Annotated in this window: 11 protein-coding genes; 7 read left to right on the plus strand and 4 right to left on the minus strand. The window is 68.4% G+C overall.

The window, feature by feature from the left end:
• Positions 1–70: 70 nt before the first annotated feature.
• Together ACZ6KF_RS04610 and ACZ6KF_RS04615 are read left to right on the plus strand one after the other, a co-directional pair.
• Positions 71–469, plus strand: a complete 399-nt coding sequence (locus ACZ6KF_RS04610) for an OB-fold nucleic acid binding domain-containing protein (RefSeq protein WP_356633243.1) — start codon at positions 71–73, stop codon at positions 467–469.
• A gap of 3 nt (positions 470–472) precedes the next feature.
• A complete protein-coding gene (locus tag ACZ6KF_RS04615) occupies positions 473–1,267 on the plus strand; it encodes a DUF3159 domain-containing protein (protein WP_356633245.1) in 795 nt (264 codons plus the stop codon).
• A 185-nt stretch (positions 1,268–1,452) separates the two neighbouring features.
• Here the strand turns inward: ACZ6KF_RS04615 and ACZ6KF_RS04620 are convergent, their stop codons facing one another.
• Positions 1,453–2,130, minus strand: coding sequence for a potassium channel family protein (locus tag ACZ6KF_RS04620; RefSeq protein ID WP_356633247.1), 678 nt, complete (start codon positions 2,128–2,130; stop codon positions 1,453–1,455).
• Positions 2,130–2,801: a potassium channel family protein gene (locus ACZ6KF_RS04625; RefSeq protein ID WP_356633249.1), complete on the minus strand. Its 672-nt coding sequence runs from the start codon at positions 2,799–2,801 to the stop codon at positions 2,130–2,132. Before ACZ6KF_RS04625 ends, ACZ6KF_RS04620 begins: the two co-directional genes overlap by 1 nt.
• A 499-nt stretch (positions 2,802–3,300) precedes the next feature.
• Here ACZ6KF_RS04625 and ACZ6KF_RS04630 point away from each other — a divergent pair, with 499 nt between their 5' ends.
• The 4 genes from ACZ6KF_RS04630 (at position 3,301) to ACZ6KF_RS04645 (ending at position 10,851) form a co-directional block, all read left to right on the plus strand.
• Positions 3,301–5,334, plus strand: coding sequence for an APC family permease (locus ACZ6KF_RS04630; protein WP_469237270.1), 2,034 nt, complete (start codon positions 3,301–3,303; stop codon positions 5,332–5,334).
• A gap of 193 nt (positions 5,335–5,527) precedes the next feature.
• Complete coding sequence (locus ACZ6KF_RS04635; RefSeq protein ID WP_469237271.1) at positions 5,528–6,901, plus strand: class I SAM-dependent RNA methyltransferase; 1,374 nt, start codon at positions 5,528–5,530, stop codon at positions 6,899–6,901.
• 331 nt (positions 6,902–7,232) lie between these two features.
• Positions 7,233–8,219, plus strand: coding sequence for an AAA family ATPase (locus tag ACZ6KF_RS04640; protein ID WP_469237273.1), 987 nt, complete (start codon positions 7,233–7,235; stop codon positions 8,217–8,219).
• Between the two features lie 133 nt (positions 8,220–8,352).
• Positions 8,353–10,851 carry a S8 family peptidase gene (locus ACZ6KF_RS04645; protein WP_469237581.1) on the plus strand — a complete coding sequence of 833 codons (2,499 nt, stop codon included), beginning with the start codon at positions 8,353–8,355 and terminating at the stop codon, positions 10,849–10,851.
• Between the two features lie 206 nt (positions 10,852–11,057).
• On the opposite strand, the gene ACZ6KF_RS04650 is transcribed toward ACZ6KF_RS04645, so the two are convergent.
• On the minus strand, positions 11,058–11,813 hold the full coding sequence (locus ACZ6KF_RS04650; RefSeq protein WP_469237274.1) for a PIN domain-containing protein: 756 nt from the start codon (positions 11,811–11,813) through the stop codon (positions 11,058–11,060).
• Between the two features lie 1,755 nt (positions 11,814–13,568).
• Here ACZ6KF_RS04650 and ACZ6KF_RS04655 point away from each other — a divergent pair.
• A complete protein-coding gene (locus ACZ6KF_RS04655) occupies positions 13,569–14,294 on the plus strand; it encodes a glycoside hydrolase family 11 protein (RefSeq protein ID WP_356633255.1) in 726 nt (241 codons plus the stop codon).
• 368 nt (positions 14,295–14,662) lie between these two features.
• On the opposite strand, the gene ACZ6KF_RS04660 is transcribed toward ACZ6KF_RS04655, so the two are convergent.
• Positions 14,663–17,227 carry a GH32 C-terminal domain-containing protein gene (locus ACZ6KF_RS04660; RefSeq protein ID WP_469237277.1) on the minus strand — a complete coding sequence of 855 codons (2,565 nt, stop codon included), beginning with the start codon at positions 17,225–17,227 and terminating at the stop codon, positions 14,663–14,665.
• Positions 17,228–17,358 lie beyond the last annotated feature (131 nt).

The raw sequence follows: 17,358 nt of genomic DNA on the forward strand, positions 1-17,358 counted from the left end.
GCGGCAGCGCGCGGACAAGGGCCGATACGGGGGTTACCGGGCTGTCGGTGCACCCCGGTACGCTTCAGGTATGAGTGCTGTTCCTCGTTCCGAAAAGCCGGTGGGCCGGTTCCGGCGCATGCTCGACCGGCTCTCCTCCTCGCAGGAGGACCTGGAGTCGGAGGAACTGCGGGAGGACGCCGAGACCGCCGGCTGCACCCGGATCGGCGACTGCCACGACCGGCAGATCGTCACGGTCACTGGTACCTTGCGCACGGTGACGCTGCGCCCCAGGGCCGGGGTACCGGCCCTGGAGGCCGAGCTGTTCGACGGCTCCGCGGCGCTGGACGTGGTGTGGCTCGGCAGACGCTCCATCGTCGGCATAGAGCCGGGACGCAAGCTGATCGCGTCCGGGAGGGTCTCGATGAGCCGGGGCCGCCGGGTGCTGTTCAATCCCAAGTACGAACTGAGACCCCTCGGACGGGAGTAGCCGGTGACGTCGCTCGACAAGCCGACCGAAGACACCGAAGCCATCGAAACCGCCGACGCCGACGGGGCCGCCGACCGGGATGCCCGCGCGGTCACCGAGGCCGCGCTTTTCGAGGCGTTCGGCGGGCTGCGGGGCATGATCGAGACGGTCCTGCCGGGTCTGCTCTTCGTGACCATCTACACGATCAACAAGGACCTGCACCTGTCGGCCATCGCCGCGCTGGGCGTGTCCTTGCTGCTCGTGGTGGTCCGCCTGGTCCGCCGGGACACCGTCAAGCACGCGTTCAGCGGCGTCTTCGGCGTGGCCTTCGGCGTCGTCTTCGCGATGATGACCGGCAACGCCAAGGACTTCTACCTGCCCGGCATGCTCTACACGCTGGGCCTGGCGCTCGCCTACATCATCACCACCCTGTGCGGCGTGCCGCTGATCGGCCTGATGCTCGGCCCGGTCTTCAAGGAGAACCTCTCCTGGCGCACCCGCAACCCCGGCCGCAAGAAGGCGTACGCCAAGGCCAGCTGGGCCTGGGGGCTGATCCTGCTCGGCAAGTGCGCCATCCTCTTCCCGCTGTACTGGTGGGCGGACACCACCCAGCTGGGCTGGGTCCTGGTGGCGCTGAAGATCCCGCCCTTCCTGCTCGCGGTGTGGCTGACCTGGGTCTTCCTGGCCAAGGCGCCCGCGCCGATCGACGTCTTCGCGGAGATGGAGGCGGAGGAGAGGGCGCGGGAGGAACGCGAGGAGCGGGAGCGCGAGGAGCGCGAAAGCGGGGAGCGGGAGGCTCCGGCTCGGGCGGGGGAGTAGACCGCACGGGCGTGCAAGGCGGCGTGGGCGACGCCCCGTCACAGCAGGACCATGAGAGAAGGGCGCCCCGGGACTCCCGGGGCGCCCTTCTCGTCGTCCGCCACGACGGCCCGCCGAGCGTCGGCTACGACGGCCCGCCAGCCGTCCGTGCCGACGGTCCGCCAGCCGTCCGTTGCGACGGCCCGCTACTCCGCAGACCCCTCCCGGCGCACCGACAGCAGGTCCTCCAGCTGCTCCTCCCTGGCCTGGGCGGCGACGAAGAGAAGTTCGTCGCCCGCCTCCAGGGAGTCCTCGCGGGACGGGGTCAGGACCCGGGTGCCGCGGATGATCGTGACCAGGGAGGTGTCCTCCGGCCACTCCACGTCGCCCACCTGCGTGCCGGCCAGCGCCGACTCCTCCGGCAGGGTCAGCTCCACCAGGTTGGCGTCGCCGTGGCTGAAGCGCAGCAGCCGGACCAGGTCGCCGACGCTCACCGCCTCCTCCACCAGGGCCGACATCAGGCGCGGGGTGGAGACGGCGACGTCCACGCCCCAGGCCTCGTTGAACAGCCACTCGTTCTTGGGGTTGTTGACGCGGGCGACGACGCGCGGGACGCCGTACTCCGTCTTGGCGAGGAGCGAGACGACCAGGTTGACCTTGTCGTCGCCCGTCGCGGCGATCACGACGTTGCAGCGCTGGAGCGCCGCTTCGTCCAGGGACGTGATCTCACAGGCGTCGGCGAGCAGCCACTCCGCCTGCGGGACGCGCTCGACCGAGATGGCGGTCGGCGCCTTGTCGACGAGCAGGACCTCGTGGCCGTTCTCCAGCAGTTCGCCGGCGATCGACCGGCCGACCGCGCCGGCTCCGGCAATGGCGACCCGCATCAGTGACCGGCCTCCCTCTCAGGTCCCTCGGCGAACGCCGCCTCGACCTTCTCGACGTCGTCCGAGCGCATCATCACATGCACCAGGTCGCCCTCCTGCAGCACGGTCTGCGAGGTGGGCAGTATGGCCTCGCCGAGCCGGGTGAGGAACGCGACGCGGACGCCGGTCTCCTCCTGCATCGTGCTGATCCTGTGACCGACCCAGGCGGCGGAGGCGTGCACCTCGGCGAGCTGGACGCCGCCGGTGGGGTCGCGCCACAGCGGCTCCGAGCCGGACGGCAGCAGCCGGCGCAGCATCTGGTCGGCCGTCCAGCGGACCGTGGCCACGGTCGGGATGCCGAGGCGCTGGTAGACCTCGGCGCGGCGGGGGTCGTAGATGCGGGCCGCGACGTTCTCCACGCCGAACATCTCCCGGGCCACCCGGGCCGCGATGATGTTGGAGTTGTCGCCGCTGGAGACGGCGGCGAACGCCCCCGCCTCCTCGATGCCGGCCTCGCGCAGGGTGTCCTGGTCGAAACCGACCCCGGTGACCCTGCGGCCGCCGAAAGAGGAGCCCAGTCGTCGGAAGGCGGTGGGGTCCTGGTCGATCACGGCGACCGTGTGCCCCTGTTGCTCCAAGTTCTGCGCGAGAGCGGAACCCACTCTGCCGCAGCCCATGATGACGATGTGCACGACCGTCCTTCCGAGATCAAGTGTGGTGACTTGGCTTGAACAGGGTCTCAGACCGCCGACCAAGCTACACACGCACGGTCCGCGGGGGGACCCCCGTGCACCGTGCGCGGCCGGCCGGATCAGCGGCGGCTGATGCTCCAGACGCTGAGGAAGGTGAGCACGGCGAGTCCCGCGAGGGCGGCGGCGGCGCCGATCAGCTCTGCGGTGGCGGGCATGGTGCCTCCGGAGGGGCCCTGGTGGACGGGGGTGACGGGTCGGGGGAGGGAGGTGGACGGGGGTTGTTCATCTAGGCATGAGGGCCGGCCGCGGCGGCGAAACCGCTGCGCGAGCCGTGCGCTATTTCACTCGGGGAGCAGATGTCCGTGCGCCCCCGGAGCCTCACCGCGTCGAGGTCGCGTAGAGGCCCGCGTCAAGGTCGCGTATGGGTCCGCGTCAAGGTCGCGTATAGGTCGGGTGGCGCGGAGGCGCCCCTCAGTTCGAAGGCTTACGATCCTCAGTTGTGTCCAAACTGACCGACGTGCCCAAACGGATCCTGATCGGGCGCGCACTGCGCAGTGACCGGCTGGGCGAAACGCTCCTGCCGAAGCGCGTCGCACTCCCCGTCTTCGCCTCCGACCCGCTGTCCTCCGTGGCCTACGCGCCCGGCGAGGTGCTGCTGGTCCTGTCCGTCGCGGGCGTCTCGGCGTACCACTTCAGCCCCTGGATCGCCGCCGCGGTGGTCGTGCTGATGTTCACGGTCGTCGCCTCCTACCGGCAGAACGTCCACGCCTACCCGAGCGGCGGCGGCGACTACGAGGTGGCCAACACCAACCTCGGTCCCAAGGCCGGCCTCACCGTCGCCAGCGCCCTGCTGGTCGACTACGTCCTGACCGTCGCCGTCTCCATCTCCTCCGGCATCGAGAACCTCGGCTCCGCGATCCCCTTCGTGGTCGAGCACAAGGTGATGTGCGCGATCGCCGTGATCGCGCTGCTGACGGTGATGAACCTGCGCGGCGTCAAGGAGTCCGGTTCGCTCTTCGCCATCCCGACGTACGTGTTCGTCTCGGGCGTCTTCCTCATGATCGCGTGGGGGGCGTTCCGGGGGCTGGTGCTGGACGACACGATGCGGGCGCCCACGGCCGGGTACGAGATCAAGGCCGAGCACGAGGGCCTCGCCGGATTCGCGCTCCTCTTCCTCCTGCTGCGCGCGTTCTCCTCGGGCTGCGCCGCGCTCACCGGCGTGGAGGCGATCTCCAACGGCGTGCCGGCCTTCCGCAAGCCCAAGTCCCGCAACGCGGCCACCACCCTGGCGCTGATGGGCCTGCTGGCCGTCACCATGTTCTGCGGCATCATCGGCCTGGCCATGGTCTCCAAGGTCCGGATGGCCGAGAACCCGGCCCACGACCTGCTCGACAACGGCGTCCCGGTCGGCGCGCACTACGTCCAGAACCCGGTGATCTCCCAGGTCGCCCAGGCCGTCTTCGGCAAGGACAGCCTCCTGTTCATCGTGCTGGCCGCGGCCACCGCGCTGGTGCTGTTCCTCGCCGCGAACACCGCGTACAACGGCTTCCCCGTCCTCGGCTCGATCCTCGCCCAGGACCGCTACCTCCCGCGCCAGCTGCACACCCGCGGCGACCGCCTCGCCTTCTCCAACGGCATCGTGCTGCTGGCCGGCGCCGCCGGACTGCTGGTGTGGATCTACGGCGCCGACTCGACGCGGCTGATCCAGCTGTACATCGTCGGCGTGTTCGTCTCCTTCACGCTCAGCCAGACCGGCATGGTCCGGCACTGGAACCGGCACCTGGCCACCGAGCGGGACCCCGCCAAGCGCCGCCACATGGTCCGCTCCCGCGCGATCAACGCGTTCGGCGCCTTCTTCACCGGCCTGGTCCTGGTCGTCGTCCTCGGCACCAAGTTCACCCACGGCGCCTGGGTCGCCCTGCTCGGCATGGTCATCTTCTACGGCGTGATGACCGCGATCCGCCGCCACTACGACCACGTCGCCAAGGAACTCGCCGCCCCCGAGGGCCCGAGCGACGACAGCGTGCGCCCCTCCCGAGTCCACTCCGTCGTCCTCATCTCCAAGATCCACCGCCCCACCCTGCGGGCCCTGGCCTACGCCAAGCTGATGCGCTCGGACACCCTGGAGGCGCTCAGCGTCAACGTGGACCCGGCCGAGACCAAGGCGCTGCGCGAGGAGTGGGAACGGCGTGGGATCGACGTACCGCTGAAGGTGCTGGACTCGCCGTACCGCGAGGTCACGCGGCCGGTCATCGAGTACGTCAAGAACCTGCGCCGGGAATCGCCGCGCGACGCGGTGTCGGTGATCATCCCCGAGTACGTCGTGGGCCACTGGTACGAGCAGCTGCTGCACAACCAGAGCGCCCTGCGCCTGAAGGGCCGGCTGCTGTTCACGCCGGGGGTGATGGTGACGTCGGTGCCGTACCAGCTGGCCTCGTCGGAGATCGCGAAGAAGCGGGCCCGCAAGCAGGCGGAGTGGGTCGCGCCGGGCTCGGTGCGGCGGGGGCCTGCACAGGAGCGGCCGAAGGGCTGAGGCCGGGGCTCGGGCTTGGGGCTTGGGGCTTGGGGCTGGGGCAGACGCGCGGACGCGGGCGCGGCGGCTGCCGGCTGGTGAACGGCCGGGCGGCGCCGACGTAGACTGGTGGGCTGTTGTCCGGCCGTACAGCCGTTACAGCCCTGGGGCCGGACGGCCGTACCCTCCCTCTCATCTCTGGAGCCACCCCGCCATGCAGGCAGAACCGAAGAATCCGCAGTCGGGGCACGTACGGGCCGGGCAGGCGCCGGCCGGTCGCTCGCTGGTCGGCGAGGAGTACGAGGTGGAGGTGGGCCCCGTCGCGCACGGCGGCCACTGCATCGCCCGCACCGACGCCGGCCAGGTGCTGTTCGTCCGGCACACGCTGCCCGGCGAGCGGGTCGTGGCCCGGGTGACCGAGGGAGAGGAGGGCGCCCGGTTCCTGCGCGCGGACGCGGTACGGGTACTGGACGCGTCCAAGGACCGCATCGAGGCCCCCTGCCCCTACGCCGGCCCCGGCCGCTGCGGCGGCTGCGACTGGCAGCACGCCAAGCCGGGGGCCCAGCGCCGGCTCAAGGGCGAGGTCGTCGCCGAGCAGCTCAGGCGGCTGGCGGGTCTCACGCCGGAGGAGGCCGGCTGGGACGGCACGGTGATGCCGGCCGAGGGCGACAAGCTGCCTGCGGGTCAGGTACCGCAGTGGCGGACGCGAGTGCAGTACGCCGTCGACGCGGAGGGGCGGGCGGGACTGCGCCGGCACCGCTCGCACGAGGTGGAGCACATCGACCACTGCATGATCGCCGCCGAGGGGGTCAGCGAGCTGGGCGTCGAGAAGCGGGACTGGACCGGCATGGAGTCGGTCGAGGCGATCGCGGCGACGGGCTCGCAGGACCGGCAGGTCATCCTCACCCCGAGGCCGGGCGCCCGCCTGCCGATCGTCGAGCTGGACCGCCCGGTCTCCGTGATGCGGGTCGGCGAGAAGGACGGCGGCGTCCACCGCGTCCACGGTCGGCCCTTCGTCCGGGAGCGCGCGGACGGCCGTACCTACCGCGTCGGCAGCGGCGGCTTCTGGCAGGTCCACCCGAAGGCCGCCGACACCCTGGTCACGGCGGTCATGCAGGGCCTGCTGCCGCGCAAGGGCGACATGGCGCTCGACCTGTACTGCGGCGTCGGCCTCTTCGCGGGCGCCCTGGCGGACCGGGTCGGCGAGGCGGGCGCGGTCCTCGGCATCGAGTCCGGCAAGCGCGCGGTGGAGGACGCCCGGCACAACCTGGCCGACTTCGACCGCGTCCGCATCGAGCAGGGCAAGGTCGAGAGCGTGCTGCCGCGCACGGGGATCACGGAGGTCGACCTCATCGTCCTCGACCCACCGCGAGCGGGCGCCGGCCGCAGGACGGTCGAACATCTGGCCTCCCTGGGAGCCCGCCGGATCGCGTACGTGGCGTGCGATCCGGCGGCACTGGCCCGGGATCTGGGGTACTTCCGGGACGGGGGGTATCGGGTGCGGATGCTGCGGGTGTTCGATCTGTTTCCGATGACCCATCACGTGGAGTGCGTGGCGATCCTCGAACCGGCGGGGAAGGGCTCCTGACCTGCGGTTTTGTGTGTGCGGATTATGTGCGGTGTGGGCGTTACGGGCGATATCTTGATGCTGAAATGACGCTCGTGACGCTCCTTTGACGCTCGTTCTGATGGGGTGTCAGGGTCACTTGCGTCGCTGCTCAGGCACTCTGGTGGCCATACCGTTGGGACCGGTCTGGCCGCATGGGTCTGCTCGAGCGCGCGCTGTTATGGGCGGTGCGCGGGAACGTCCAGACCACACCCTGCCGTCGCGAGCCGTACGATGCAGGCGGCGCAGGTGCCCATCGGCTCCTGGGTAGACCTCTCTCACAGATAGCTGGCATCGGAAGGGTGACAGGCGTATGGCGGCGAACGCCGAGCACCTGAAAGCTCTCGTGCGAGCGCACGCCGAAGCCAACGACGACCTCTTCTATAGCGTCGCCCTGCAGGTAGCGGCGAAGTCTGCTCGCCAGGGGCAAGGAAGGTTCGCTATAGAACTGCGCGAGCTGGTGGAGACTGCGCAGCAGAGGCAGAGCAGAGCTGGCAGCCGGAGTGCGGCAACCCCCGTAGTGCAGCCACGTGGCGAGCTCACCAGTCTTCTGACAGCGGGCTACCCGGACACCCAACTCGACGACATGACCTTGGACGCGGGGCTACGAGCGTCTCTGGATCGCGTGCTGCACGAGCAGCGTCAGCGCGCCCGACTGGAGCGTTTCGGCTTCACTCCAGTCCACCGAATCCTGCTGTCTGGCCCTCCAGGAACCGGGAAGAGCATGACCGCCGCGGCATTGGCCGGCGAGCTGAAGCTTCCGTTGTTCACCATTCGCCTGGACGGTCTGATCAGCCGATTTATGGGGGAGACCGCTGCCAAGCTGCGTCTTGTTTTCGATGCTGTTGCTCAGACCCGCGCCGTCTATTTGTTCGACGAATTCGATGCACTTGGCGCTGAGCGAGCGGCAGGCAACGACGTCGGCGAGGCCCGCAGGATCCTGAACTCGTTCCTGCTGTTCCTGGACGAGGCTCCCTCTGAGAGCCTGGTCGTCGCCGGCACCAACCATAACCAGCTTCTGGACCGGGCGCTCTTCCGCCGCTTCGACATGATCGCTACGTACGGCCCACCCACGCCCGAGCAGGCCGTGCAGGTCATGCGCCGACGGCTAGCCGGAATCGATACAGGCACAGTACGGTGGGACGCCGTGACAGACAGTGCATTCGGTCTGAGCCATGCCGAGCTTGTCAAAGCAGCGGAAGCAGCAGCCAAGCGTGCCATCCTGGCTGACCGAGACGTGGTGGACGAGCAGCTGCTGCTGGAAGCGCTGCGCGAGCGACACGCCTCCCACCATGCCTAAGCCAGCAAGAGCGACCCCACACTTGGTGGTGCCCTGGCGGGCTGCCACGCTGACCCCGCGCTCGGAACCCTCGAGCGGAGGTGGACCGGACCTGATCCAGCGTGAAGACCGTCACGCGCACGCTGCTGCCTTGGTGGACGGCCTTGAGACGGCCAAACGGGAGTCGGCCCAGCTCATCAACGAGACCCCCGACGCGTTTCAACCTGACGGCTTCGCCGTGCGGATCGAGGCAGCGCGTGACCACCCCCTGTCGCTGGAGCGTCTCGACGGCTCGGGCCTGACCCTCATGAGCAGCCATCCGCAGACCGACGACGGTCCGCAGGATGCGCTGGTTTGGATCCCATTCGACAAAGTCGCCTCGTTCACGCAGCGGATTCACGCCTTCACCGAGGACACCGACGGGGGCAACCCCAAGCAGGCCCCGTTGGTGGCCAACATGGAGCGAATTCACCGAGCGCTTCTGGAACACCTCTGGCAGGAGCGGCAGGACCTGCCACCTATGGACGAGGAGTGTTGGTGGGAGCTGTGGTTTGATCCGGGGATTTCGCCGACAGATCCGGTTGACACCCTGCGTGCCCTGGCTGGCGAGCGACAGTGGCGCATGAGCGACCGGGCGATTCATGTGGGCGAGCGCCTTGTCGCGCACGTTGCGACGACCGGCGAGGAGCTGACGGTCCTGCTGGCCACGAACGCCTGCCCGGCCGAAATCCGCAGGCCGGCCTTTGCTGAGGGCCTGTACGCCGTCGACCGCGCCTTCCGCGTGGACCTCGTCGAAGATCTGGCGGAGCGCATCGAGCCGGCCGACCCGCAGGCTCCCGCGGTGTGCATCCTGGACACGGGCATAGCCCAAGAGCACTCACTCCTCAAGCCCGCACTGCACGAGCGCGCGTACAGCGTCCTGCCGGGCAGCACGCCGGCCGACCGCAGCGGACACGGCACGCAGATGGCCGGGCTCGCCCTGTTCGGGGACTTCGCTGCCGCTCTTGAGTCGCAGGGTCCAGTGGTTCTCAGCCACGGTCTGGAGTCCGTGAAGATCCTCGACGACAGCTACGCGCCGGCAACGTCGCCGCGGACCTGCGCCGAGACTACTGCGAACGCTGTAGCGACCGCCGAAATAGGCAATGGTGGACCCATGCCGTCCGCCCGGGTCTTCTCGATGGCCGTCACCCGGCAGTCTGGCGCAGGCGAGAACGGTGTCGATGGCACAGCGACCCTGTGGTCGGCCACCCTGGATGCTCTGGCGGCGGGTACGGATGTGACCGTGCGAGACGACCGCATCGAATTGATCGGCGCACCGGATGCAGAGGCGTCACGGCTGATCATCGTCAGCGCAGGCAACGTCCGCGGTGCCGTTCCCCATCAGATGCGCACCGAGGAAGGCACGCTGGATCCCCTGCTGCTCTCTGACCTGTCGCGTATCGAGGAACCTGCCCAGGCGCACAACGTGCTCACCGTGGGGGCCTGCACGCACCTGGATAGAGTCCCGGACACCCCCTTGTTCCGTGGGTATCGGCCGCTTGTCGTCCAAGGCGGCCTATCGCCGTTCAGCCGAACCTCGGTGGCGCTGACAAACGCAGCCATTACTAAGCCCGACATCGTCCTGGAAGGCGGCAATATGCTCGTCGCGCCAGACGACAGTTTCCTGGACGAGCACGAGCTGGTGAGCATCGCAACGACCCACCACGACCCCGCCCGTCAGCTGACGTGGACGAACGCCACCAGTGCTGCCACCGCACAGGCGGCAGCACTGGCTGCGACGGCGATGAGCACCTATCCCGGACTACGGCCGGAGGCGGTTCGCGCCCTGCTCGTCCACGAAGCCCAGTGGACGCCGGCCATGGTGGAACAGGGCCTCTTCAAGAAGACCGGGACTCCCAAACTGGCCAAGGGTGAGGTCATGCGGCAGGTGATCCGCCGCTACGGCTGGGGCGTGCCGACCGCTGAGCGCATCCGCAGCAGCGCCTCCAACGCCGTCACGATGATCATTCAAAACACCCTGGTGCCGTTCAAGAGGGTAAAGGGCGGGCAGGTCCGGATGGCGGAACTCAAGCTGCACGAACTGCCGTGGCCGCTGGAGCAACTTCGGGAGCTGGCCGAGACCACTGTGGACCTGCGCGTGACGCTCGCCTACATGATCGAACCCAACCCCGGCCGACGTGGCATGCTCGGTCGTTACAGCTACGCATCGCACGGTCTGCGCTTCGCCATCAAGGGCTCCACCGAATCAGGTGACGCCTTCCAGAGACGGTTGGCTGAACAGGCAGAGCACGAAAGTGATGGGATCGGCAACTCGAAGGCGTTCGAGTCCCACAGCCGCTGGCTCGTCGGCCCACGATTCCGCAATCTGGGCTCCCTTCACGCAGACATCTGGCGCGGATCAGCGGCCGAACTCGCCGACTGCGGCACGCTCGCGGTTTACCCGGTCGGCGGTTGGTGGAAGGCGAACAAGCGCAATGACCGGATCGGTCTCCCTGTCAGCTACGCTCTCCTGATTTCCCTGCGCACCCCAGAGCTCTCCACCGACCTGTACACCCCCATCGCAACCCAGCTTGGTGTGCCGGTCGAGGTCACTCCACACACGCAGACCGAGATCGTGGACGGCATCCCCATCCAGATGGAATTCGGCTGGTAGGTGACCAGGCAGGCCGCCCCAGGCTCGGTCTCACTGGGACCCGCCTACAAGACACAGCGGTGCTGTCCGTTCGGGCAGCACCAATGCGCGGCTGGATTGGCACGACTGTGCAAGTGCCTCTGACCAGTGCGAATGAGGATTATCTAGGTTCTTTTTCCCGTACGCTCCAGAGGCGCATTCCAGGCGAAGAGGACTATCGGGCGAGGTTAGCGCGCTCTGCGCCCCGTACCGTTCGCGCTTGAATCTGCCCGCTCATTCTTACGGCTGACTGGCACCTGAAGTGCTCGGTCTTTCGCCTGGGGCTTTTTCGTGGTGGGCGTCTGCTCCTCTGGCTCGTCGCCCACCGGGATGCTCAGCTTGACGTCACGCAGGCCCGCAACGCGCGCACGCGTTGCCTGGCCGGTGTCGTAGGTGAGTACGGTCACCTCTCGACCCGACAGCGGCTCTAGCGCAAGTGCCCTGTCGACGATCTCGTCATCGTTAATCGGCAGCCGCGTGTGCCTGGGTGGGTCGAACATGAGCTGAACGGTTACTTCGCCGCGTCGTAGGCCGGTATGTCGCTGTACCAGGGCGTTCGCCTCGCGCAGTACTGCGTGCTCGGTGTTCTGCTGGAACAACCGGTCGAGTACAGCCAGTGTGTACCCCGCCCGCCAACGTACGTGCTTGTCCTTGCTCTCCTTGAGCTGGTCGAGCTCGTCCACCACGACCATCGGCACCACAAGATGAACGGGGTGCTGTGTCACATCCAGCAGCATGCCGAAGTCGACCTGTTCCAACTTCTCGGGGTGCTTGATGTAGAAACTGCTGTCGGCCACCACCGGCACCCCGCGCAGTTGCCAGCGCTGCAATTCCTGCGCCAGCGTTTCGACGGCGGCCCCGAACGCTTCCATCCGCTGCCGCAGTTCGGTGTACACCAATTGGTTGACGAGCCGTTGGGTCGTCCCGATGGTGAAGTTGTCCAACCCAGCTAGCAACTGGTCGTGCCGTTTCGTGAGGACGAGCCGGTCAAGGTCGGCGCTGCTGATGAGCGTGTCAGCTGACCAACGGCGTCGGCCGCCCAGTCGAGGTATGCCAAGAGCCGCTCGTAATACTCACGAGGGCCGTTGGTGAAGAGGTTCGAGACGTTTACCCGCACAGCGTCGAGTGTCTGGTGCAGGTGCTTCCGGTCGACGCCGGGCAGGGGGCTTACGAGCATAGCCATACTGTGGCATCTCGATGACGGCCGTCGCATGTGGTTTGGGACGACAACTAGCCCGATCCTGCGTGAGGGCCCGATGAGCGACCGGAAAGGCATAGAGTGCGCCTGACCTGCAACGATGGGACTTGTCTAGGGGCGGGCACGTAGGAAAAAAATGGGGCACCCCAGGCGAGCAAGCGATCGGGGTCTTACCTACCGAAGGCAGTGGTCGCGCTGGGACATCGATCGCGCCAGACGCAGCATCGAGGTCTACTGCCCCTTGTTCGACCCACGCCCCGTCCGCACCTGGTCGACGCAGCGCCTGCGACCTCAGTCCCTCGGCGCGAGCGAGCTGGAAATCACCGAAATCAACAGGGCTGGCTGGAGAGGCGGACGTCGCGCGGAGGCGATGGAGATATGCCGCACGAGCGGATTTCCCTGGGGTCGCACTACGCTTTCCCCGTTCGGTCGAGCGGGTGTCGAAGGACAGCCGGCTTCCGCTGGTGAGACCAATCAGCAACTCGTCACTGTCAATCAGGGGTTAGTCGAGCGCGCCGGATTGGCTCCGTGGACCACTACGATCGCAGTGCGAGTCGGCTTCGCTGAGAGGTGACGTACGCGCCGAGGAATGACCGAAAAGAGACCTCGGGAGTGCTGGTTCGGGTGTCGGCTGCTGTAGTCGTGGCGGCCGTGCGGTCGCGTCGAAGGTCGAGGTCAGCGGGGTGTCGGGTGCGGCTGTCGGCGGCTTCGTGACGAGATTTCGTAACGTCCTCCCTTGACTTGATTATTACGGTCGCGGCGGGTGGGGATAGTGATTCTCTGCCTGGATCTTCCCCCTCTGTCGATGGGTTGTTCCCTGAAGCCGGTTGTATTGATCGGTCATTACGGCGTAAGCGGGCCAGAGTTTCGACTGTTGTCCGGGTCCGGTGAAGGAAAGCAGGGCGAACAGGAAAACGGCCCTGTCCCGCTCGTATCTGCTCCATGAGGAGGTCCCCTCCGCGGTACGGCGAGGGCTGGACACTCTGGCGCCGGTGGGTACGCCCGTGCCTCCGAGCGGCGTCGACGCGAGGCCGTTGTGCTCCGGATGGTGCGCTCGCACCGCCGGACGCCGCCGAGGCGTTGGTGTCTCATGCCCGGCCGTTCGCGCACGGTCGCTCCAGTGAGGGCGCCGTAGTCCCGCCACCCCGGTTCGAAACTTTCGAACAGGGCGCTCATGCTTGCGTTGCCGCCACTCCTCATCTCATTCAATCCCCCGTGGCGGTCCGCGCGAAGAAAGGTCTGACCAGCGGCGATGCATTCGCCGAGTCCTCTCCTGATTGCGTAGTTGTTTCCGAAAGCCTGTCGAAACTGTTGACAGGCTCATGGCGCTCTACGAAAACTGTCGCCACCGAACGACAGGAGACCGTCGTCCCCTCTCCCCTGTACCGGGGATGGCGGTCGGTCGTTGCGGCACGACGACGGGCGACCCCCGCCGTGTTCCATGCAAGGCCGGCGGGCAGCAGGAGTCGCCCGCCCCCACCAGCCTTCATCGGGAGGACGCATGCACCAGGACGGCACGCAGCAGCACCAGATCCAGCAGAACCCCGCTCCCTTCAGCGGCTTGAGCCGACGTGGCTTCCTCGGCGGCGCCGGCACCGTCGCGATCGCCACCGCGTCGGGACTGCTGCTGCCCGGCACCGCCCACGCCGCCACCACCATCACCACCAACCAGACCGGGTACGACGGCATGTACTACTCGTTCTGGACCGACGGCGGCGGCTCCGTCTCCATGACGCTCAACGGCGGCGGCAGTTACAGCACCCGGTGGACCAACTGCGGCAACTTCGTCGCCGGCAAGGGCTGGAACACCGGCGGGCGCAGGACGGTCCGCTACACCGGCTGGTTCAACCCGTCGGGCAACGGCTACGGCTGCCTCTACGGCTGGACGTCGAACCCGCTGGTGGAGTACTACATCGTCGACAACTGGGGCAGCTACCGGCCCACCGGCCAGCACAGGGGCACGGTCTACAGCGACGGCGGCACGTACGACATCTACCGGACGACGCGGTACAACGCCCCCTCCGTCGAGGGCACCCGCACCTTCGACCAGTACTGGAGCGTCCGGCAGACGAAGGTGACCAGTGGCTCCGGCACCATCACCACCGGCAACCACTTCGACGCCTGGGCGCGCGCGGGCATGAACCTGGGACAGTTCAGGTACTACATGATCATGGCCACCGAGGGCTACCAGAGCAGCGGAAGCTCGAGCATCACGGTCAGCGGCTGACGTAGGGCCGGCGAACGACCGGTTGCGGGCTCCGTCCTCGTGGCGGGGCCCGCAGCCATGACACTCCCGGCACCGTCGTGGGAGTCTTCCGGTCGCCCATGGCATGGTCGGCACGCCGTGCCGACCGCCAGGACCTGGCCGGTGAACCCAGGGGGCGCCGTCGGCCGGACACCGAGAGTGGGCGGCCCGCCTGTCGTGCACGAGCGCCGCGCAGACCACGGCCGGGGGCACGCCGACTTCGGCGGCGACGCAGGCGACGGCGTCACGTGTCGGCTGCGCCGCAACGGTGGGCCGAGGCCGGCCCGCGGAGGCGGGCCGGCCCCGAACGATGTGCTCCGCGATCGCCGCGACCGCGACGAAGTCCCCTGTCAGTCGCGGTAGGAGCCGAGGTGCCAGACGCGGGCATGGTCCAGCTTCACCGAGCCGTGCTCGGCGAAGACCTTCACCCCCCGGCTGTCGGGGTCCGGGAAGATCAGGTCGGTGATCACCGCTTCACCGCTGCCGCCGAAGACCTCGACGGACGACCGGTCGACGAGGATCCGCAGTCTCACCTTGCCGTCCTTCGCCTTCAGCGGCGCCCGCTGGACGCCCGGGAAGGTGGTGCTGAAGTCCGCCGTGCCCGAGCGGGTCCGGTCGACGTACAACTCCTCGGTCGTGGCGTCGTAGCCGATGACCGTCTCCTCGCCGTCGGCGCCGGTGCGGACCTTCAGGCCGAAGCGTTCGGCGTCCTTCAGGGAGAACCTGGCCTCGATGTCGAGGGTCTCGCCCTCGGCGGCCGGGCCGATCAAGGGCTTGACGCCGTCCGTGACGGTGACGCCGGCAGCCGTCGCCGGTCCGCTCTGCCGTCTGAGGGATCTCAGGGCGCCCACCGGCTCGCTGGTCAGCCGGATCCGGCCGTCGACGGTGCGCAGGGCCATCTCGCGGGGGACGCTCTGCGCGCCGCGCCAGGGGGAGGTGGGGACGGCGCCGCTGTACTCCCAGTTGCTCATCCAGCCGATCATGTGCCGCTTGCCGCCGGGGGTGTTCTCCCAGGACACGGCCGCGTAGTAGTCCTTGCCGTAGTCCGCCCAGTCGGCGCGCTCCACGACGGAGCGGGCGGGTGCGTCGGCGGCGGTGAACCGGTCGACGAGGATGTGGCCCCAGCCGGCGGTGTTCATGTCGACGACCTGGAGACGCGCCTTCTTCCCGGCGTAGGCGCGCGTGTCGAAGGAGGCCCAGTCGAGGGTCTCGCTGTTGGCGCCGGTGGCGCTGCGGACGACCTTGCCGTCGACGATCAGGTTGACGGAGGTCTCCTGGGAGACCCGCCGGGCGGCGGTGTCGGACAGCATGATGTGGTCGACGTTGATGTGACCCCAGCCGCCGGTGTGCTGGTCGACGATCCTGATCCGCGCCTCCTTGCCGGCGAGGTCGCCGACGTCCCACGACGCCCAGTTGAGCGCCTCGCCGTCCCTGCCGGTGGCGCTGCGGACGACCTTGCCGTCGACGAGGAGTTCGAGGGCGGTGGGATCGGAGGAGCCGGAGGGGTGGTTGCCGCCGCCGATGAGGAAGTTGATGTGCTTCCTGTCGATGGTGAACGCCGGCGAGGTGAGGGTGCCGGTCGTCGCGTCGCCGTTCAGGAAGCTGTTGACCAGGCCGCTGCCGAGGAAACCGGAGACCTCCTGCTGGTCGGGGAGGGTTCCGGGGGCCGGCGCGTCGCCGAAGGCGTCCCCGGTCTTCGTCCAGTCGCCGTAGGCGCCGCCCTCGAAGTCGGCGAGGACCGTGCCGGCGGGCGGCGGCCCCTGCTCCATGACGGTGCCGGGCTCGTGCGGGTGGCGTCCGCCGCCCACCTTGAAGTTCAGGTAGGGGCTGTCGACGGTGAACTCGGGCGAGGTGAGGGTGCCGGTGGCGCCGTCCCCGCCGTGGAAGCTGTTGGCGAGGCCCTTGCCCTCGAAGCCCTCGACGGGGAGCTGACCGGACAGGGACCCGGCCGACGGTCCGCCGCCGAAGGCCGTGCCGGTGGTCGTCCACCCGCCGAAGTCGCCGCTCTCGAAGTCCTCAAGGACCGTGCCGGCGGGCGGCGTGTAGGTCCCCTTGTCCTCGGCGGTGAAGGTGGTGCCGTCGAAGTCGCCGATGAAGTACTGGGCGGCCGAGCCTCCGGCGATGCCGCCGGGGTTGATGTTGACGACCAGGACCCACTTGATGTTGTTCTCGTCCCCGTCGACCGCGAGCGGGAAGAGGTCGGGGCACTCCCACACGCCGCCGGTGGCGCCGGCCGGGCCGAACTCGCTGAGCAGCTCCCAGTCCTTGAGGTTCTTGGACGAGTAGAACCGCACCTTGCGCTCGGTGGACAGCGACACCGTCATCAGCCAGCTCCCGGTCGGCTCGTGCCACTGGACCTTGGGATCGCGGAACTCCTTGGAGCCGATGTCGATCACCGGGTTGTCCTGGTACTTCGTCCAGGTGCGCCCGCGGTCGGTGCTGTAGGCGAGCGACTGGGCCTGTGTGCCGTCCTTCTTGGAGGCGCTGGTGTAGACCGCCACCATGGGCGGGTTCTTCTCCGTGCCGAAGCCGGTGGTGTTCTTCCAGTCGACGACCGCACTGCCGGAGAACGCCATCTCCTCGTCGTCGTGCGAGATGGCGACCGGAAGTTCCTCCCAGTGCACGAGGTCCTTGCTCACCGCGTGGCCCCAGGAGATGTCGCCCCAGGAGTCGCCGTTCGGGTTGTACTGGTAGAAGAGGTGGTACTCGCCCTGGTAGTACACGAGACCGTTGGGATCGTTCATCCAGTTCTTCTCCGGGGTGAAGTGGAACCGGGGCCGGTGGGTCTCGGAGTACGGCGGGGTCTCGGCGCCGGCGGCCTGAGGGGCGAGCGAGGCCGAGGACAGAGCGCAGACGGTCGCCACCGCCGCGATCAGCCGCATGCGGGCATGACGGGATACACGTCCTGAGCTCATGGGATCTCCGTGGGTTGCTGCGGCCGTCCACACTGCGGGGCCTGCTGCCCGGCACGGACGGAGGGGTGATGCCTTGACGGGCGCCGTCGTCCACGGCGCCCGTCGAGACGGTGAGGGAATGTGGTCGACGA

The organism is Streptomyces sp. NPDC046379 (assembly GCF_055587785.1).

Bases quoted from the DNA above. Each gene is read 5' to 3' on its own strand.
- ACZ6KF_RS04635 (WP_469237271.1), top strand. From the start codon at position 5,528: ATGCAGGCAGAACCGAAGAATCCGCAGTCGGGGCACGTACGGGCCGGG.
- ACZ6KF_RS04655 (WP_356633255.1), top strand. From the start codon at position 13,569: ATGCACCAGGACGGCACGCAGCAGCACCAGATCCAGCAGAACCCCGCT.
- ACZ6KF_RS04640 (WP_469237273.1), top strand. From the start codon at position 7,233: ATGGCGGCGAACGCCGAGCACCTGAAAGCTCTCGTGCGAGCGCACGCC.
- ACZ6KF_RS04620 (WP_356633247.1), bottom strand. From the start codon at position 2,130: ATGCGGGTCGCCATTGCCGGAGCCGGCGCGGTCGGCCGGTCGATCGCC.
- ACZ6KF_RS04660 (WP_469237277.1), bottom strand. From the start codon at position 17,227: ATGAGCTCAGGACGTGTATCCCGTCATGCCCGCATGCGGCTGATCGCG.
- ACZ6KF_RS04610 (WP_356633243.1), top strand. From the start codon at position 71: ATGAGTGCTGTTCCTCGTTCCGAAAAGCCGGTGGGCCGGTTCCGGCGC.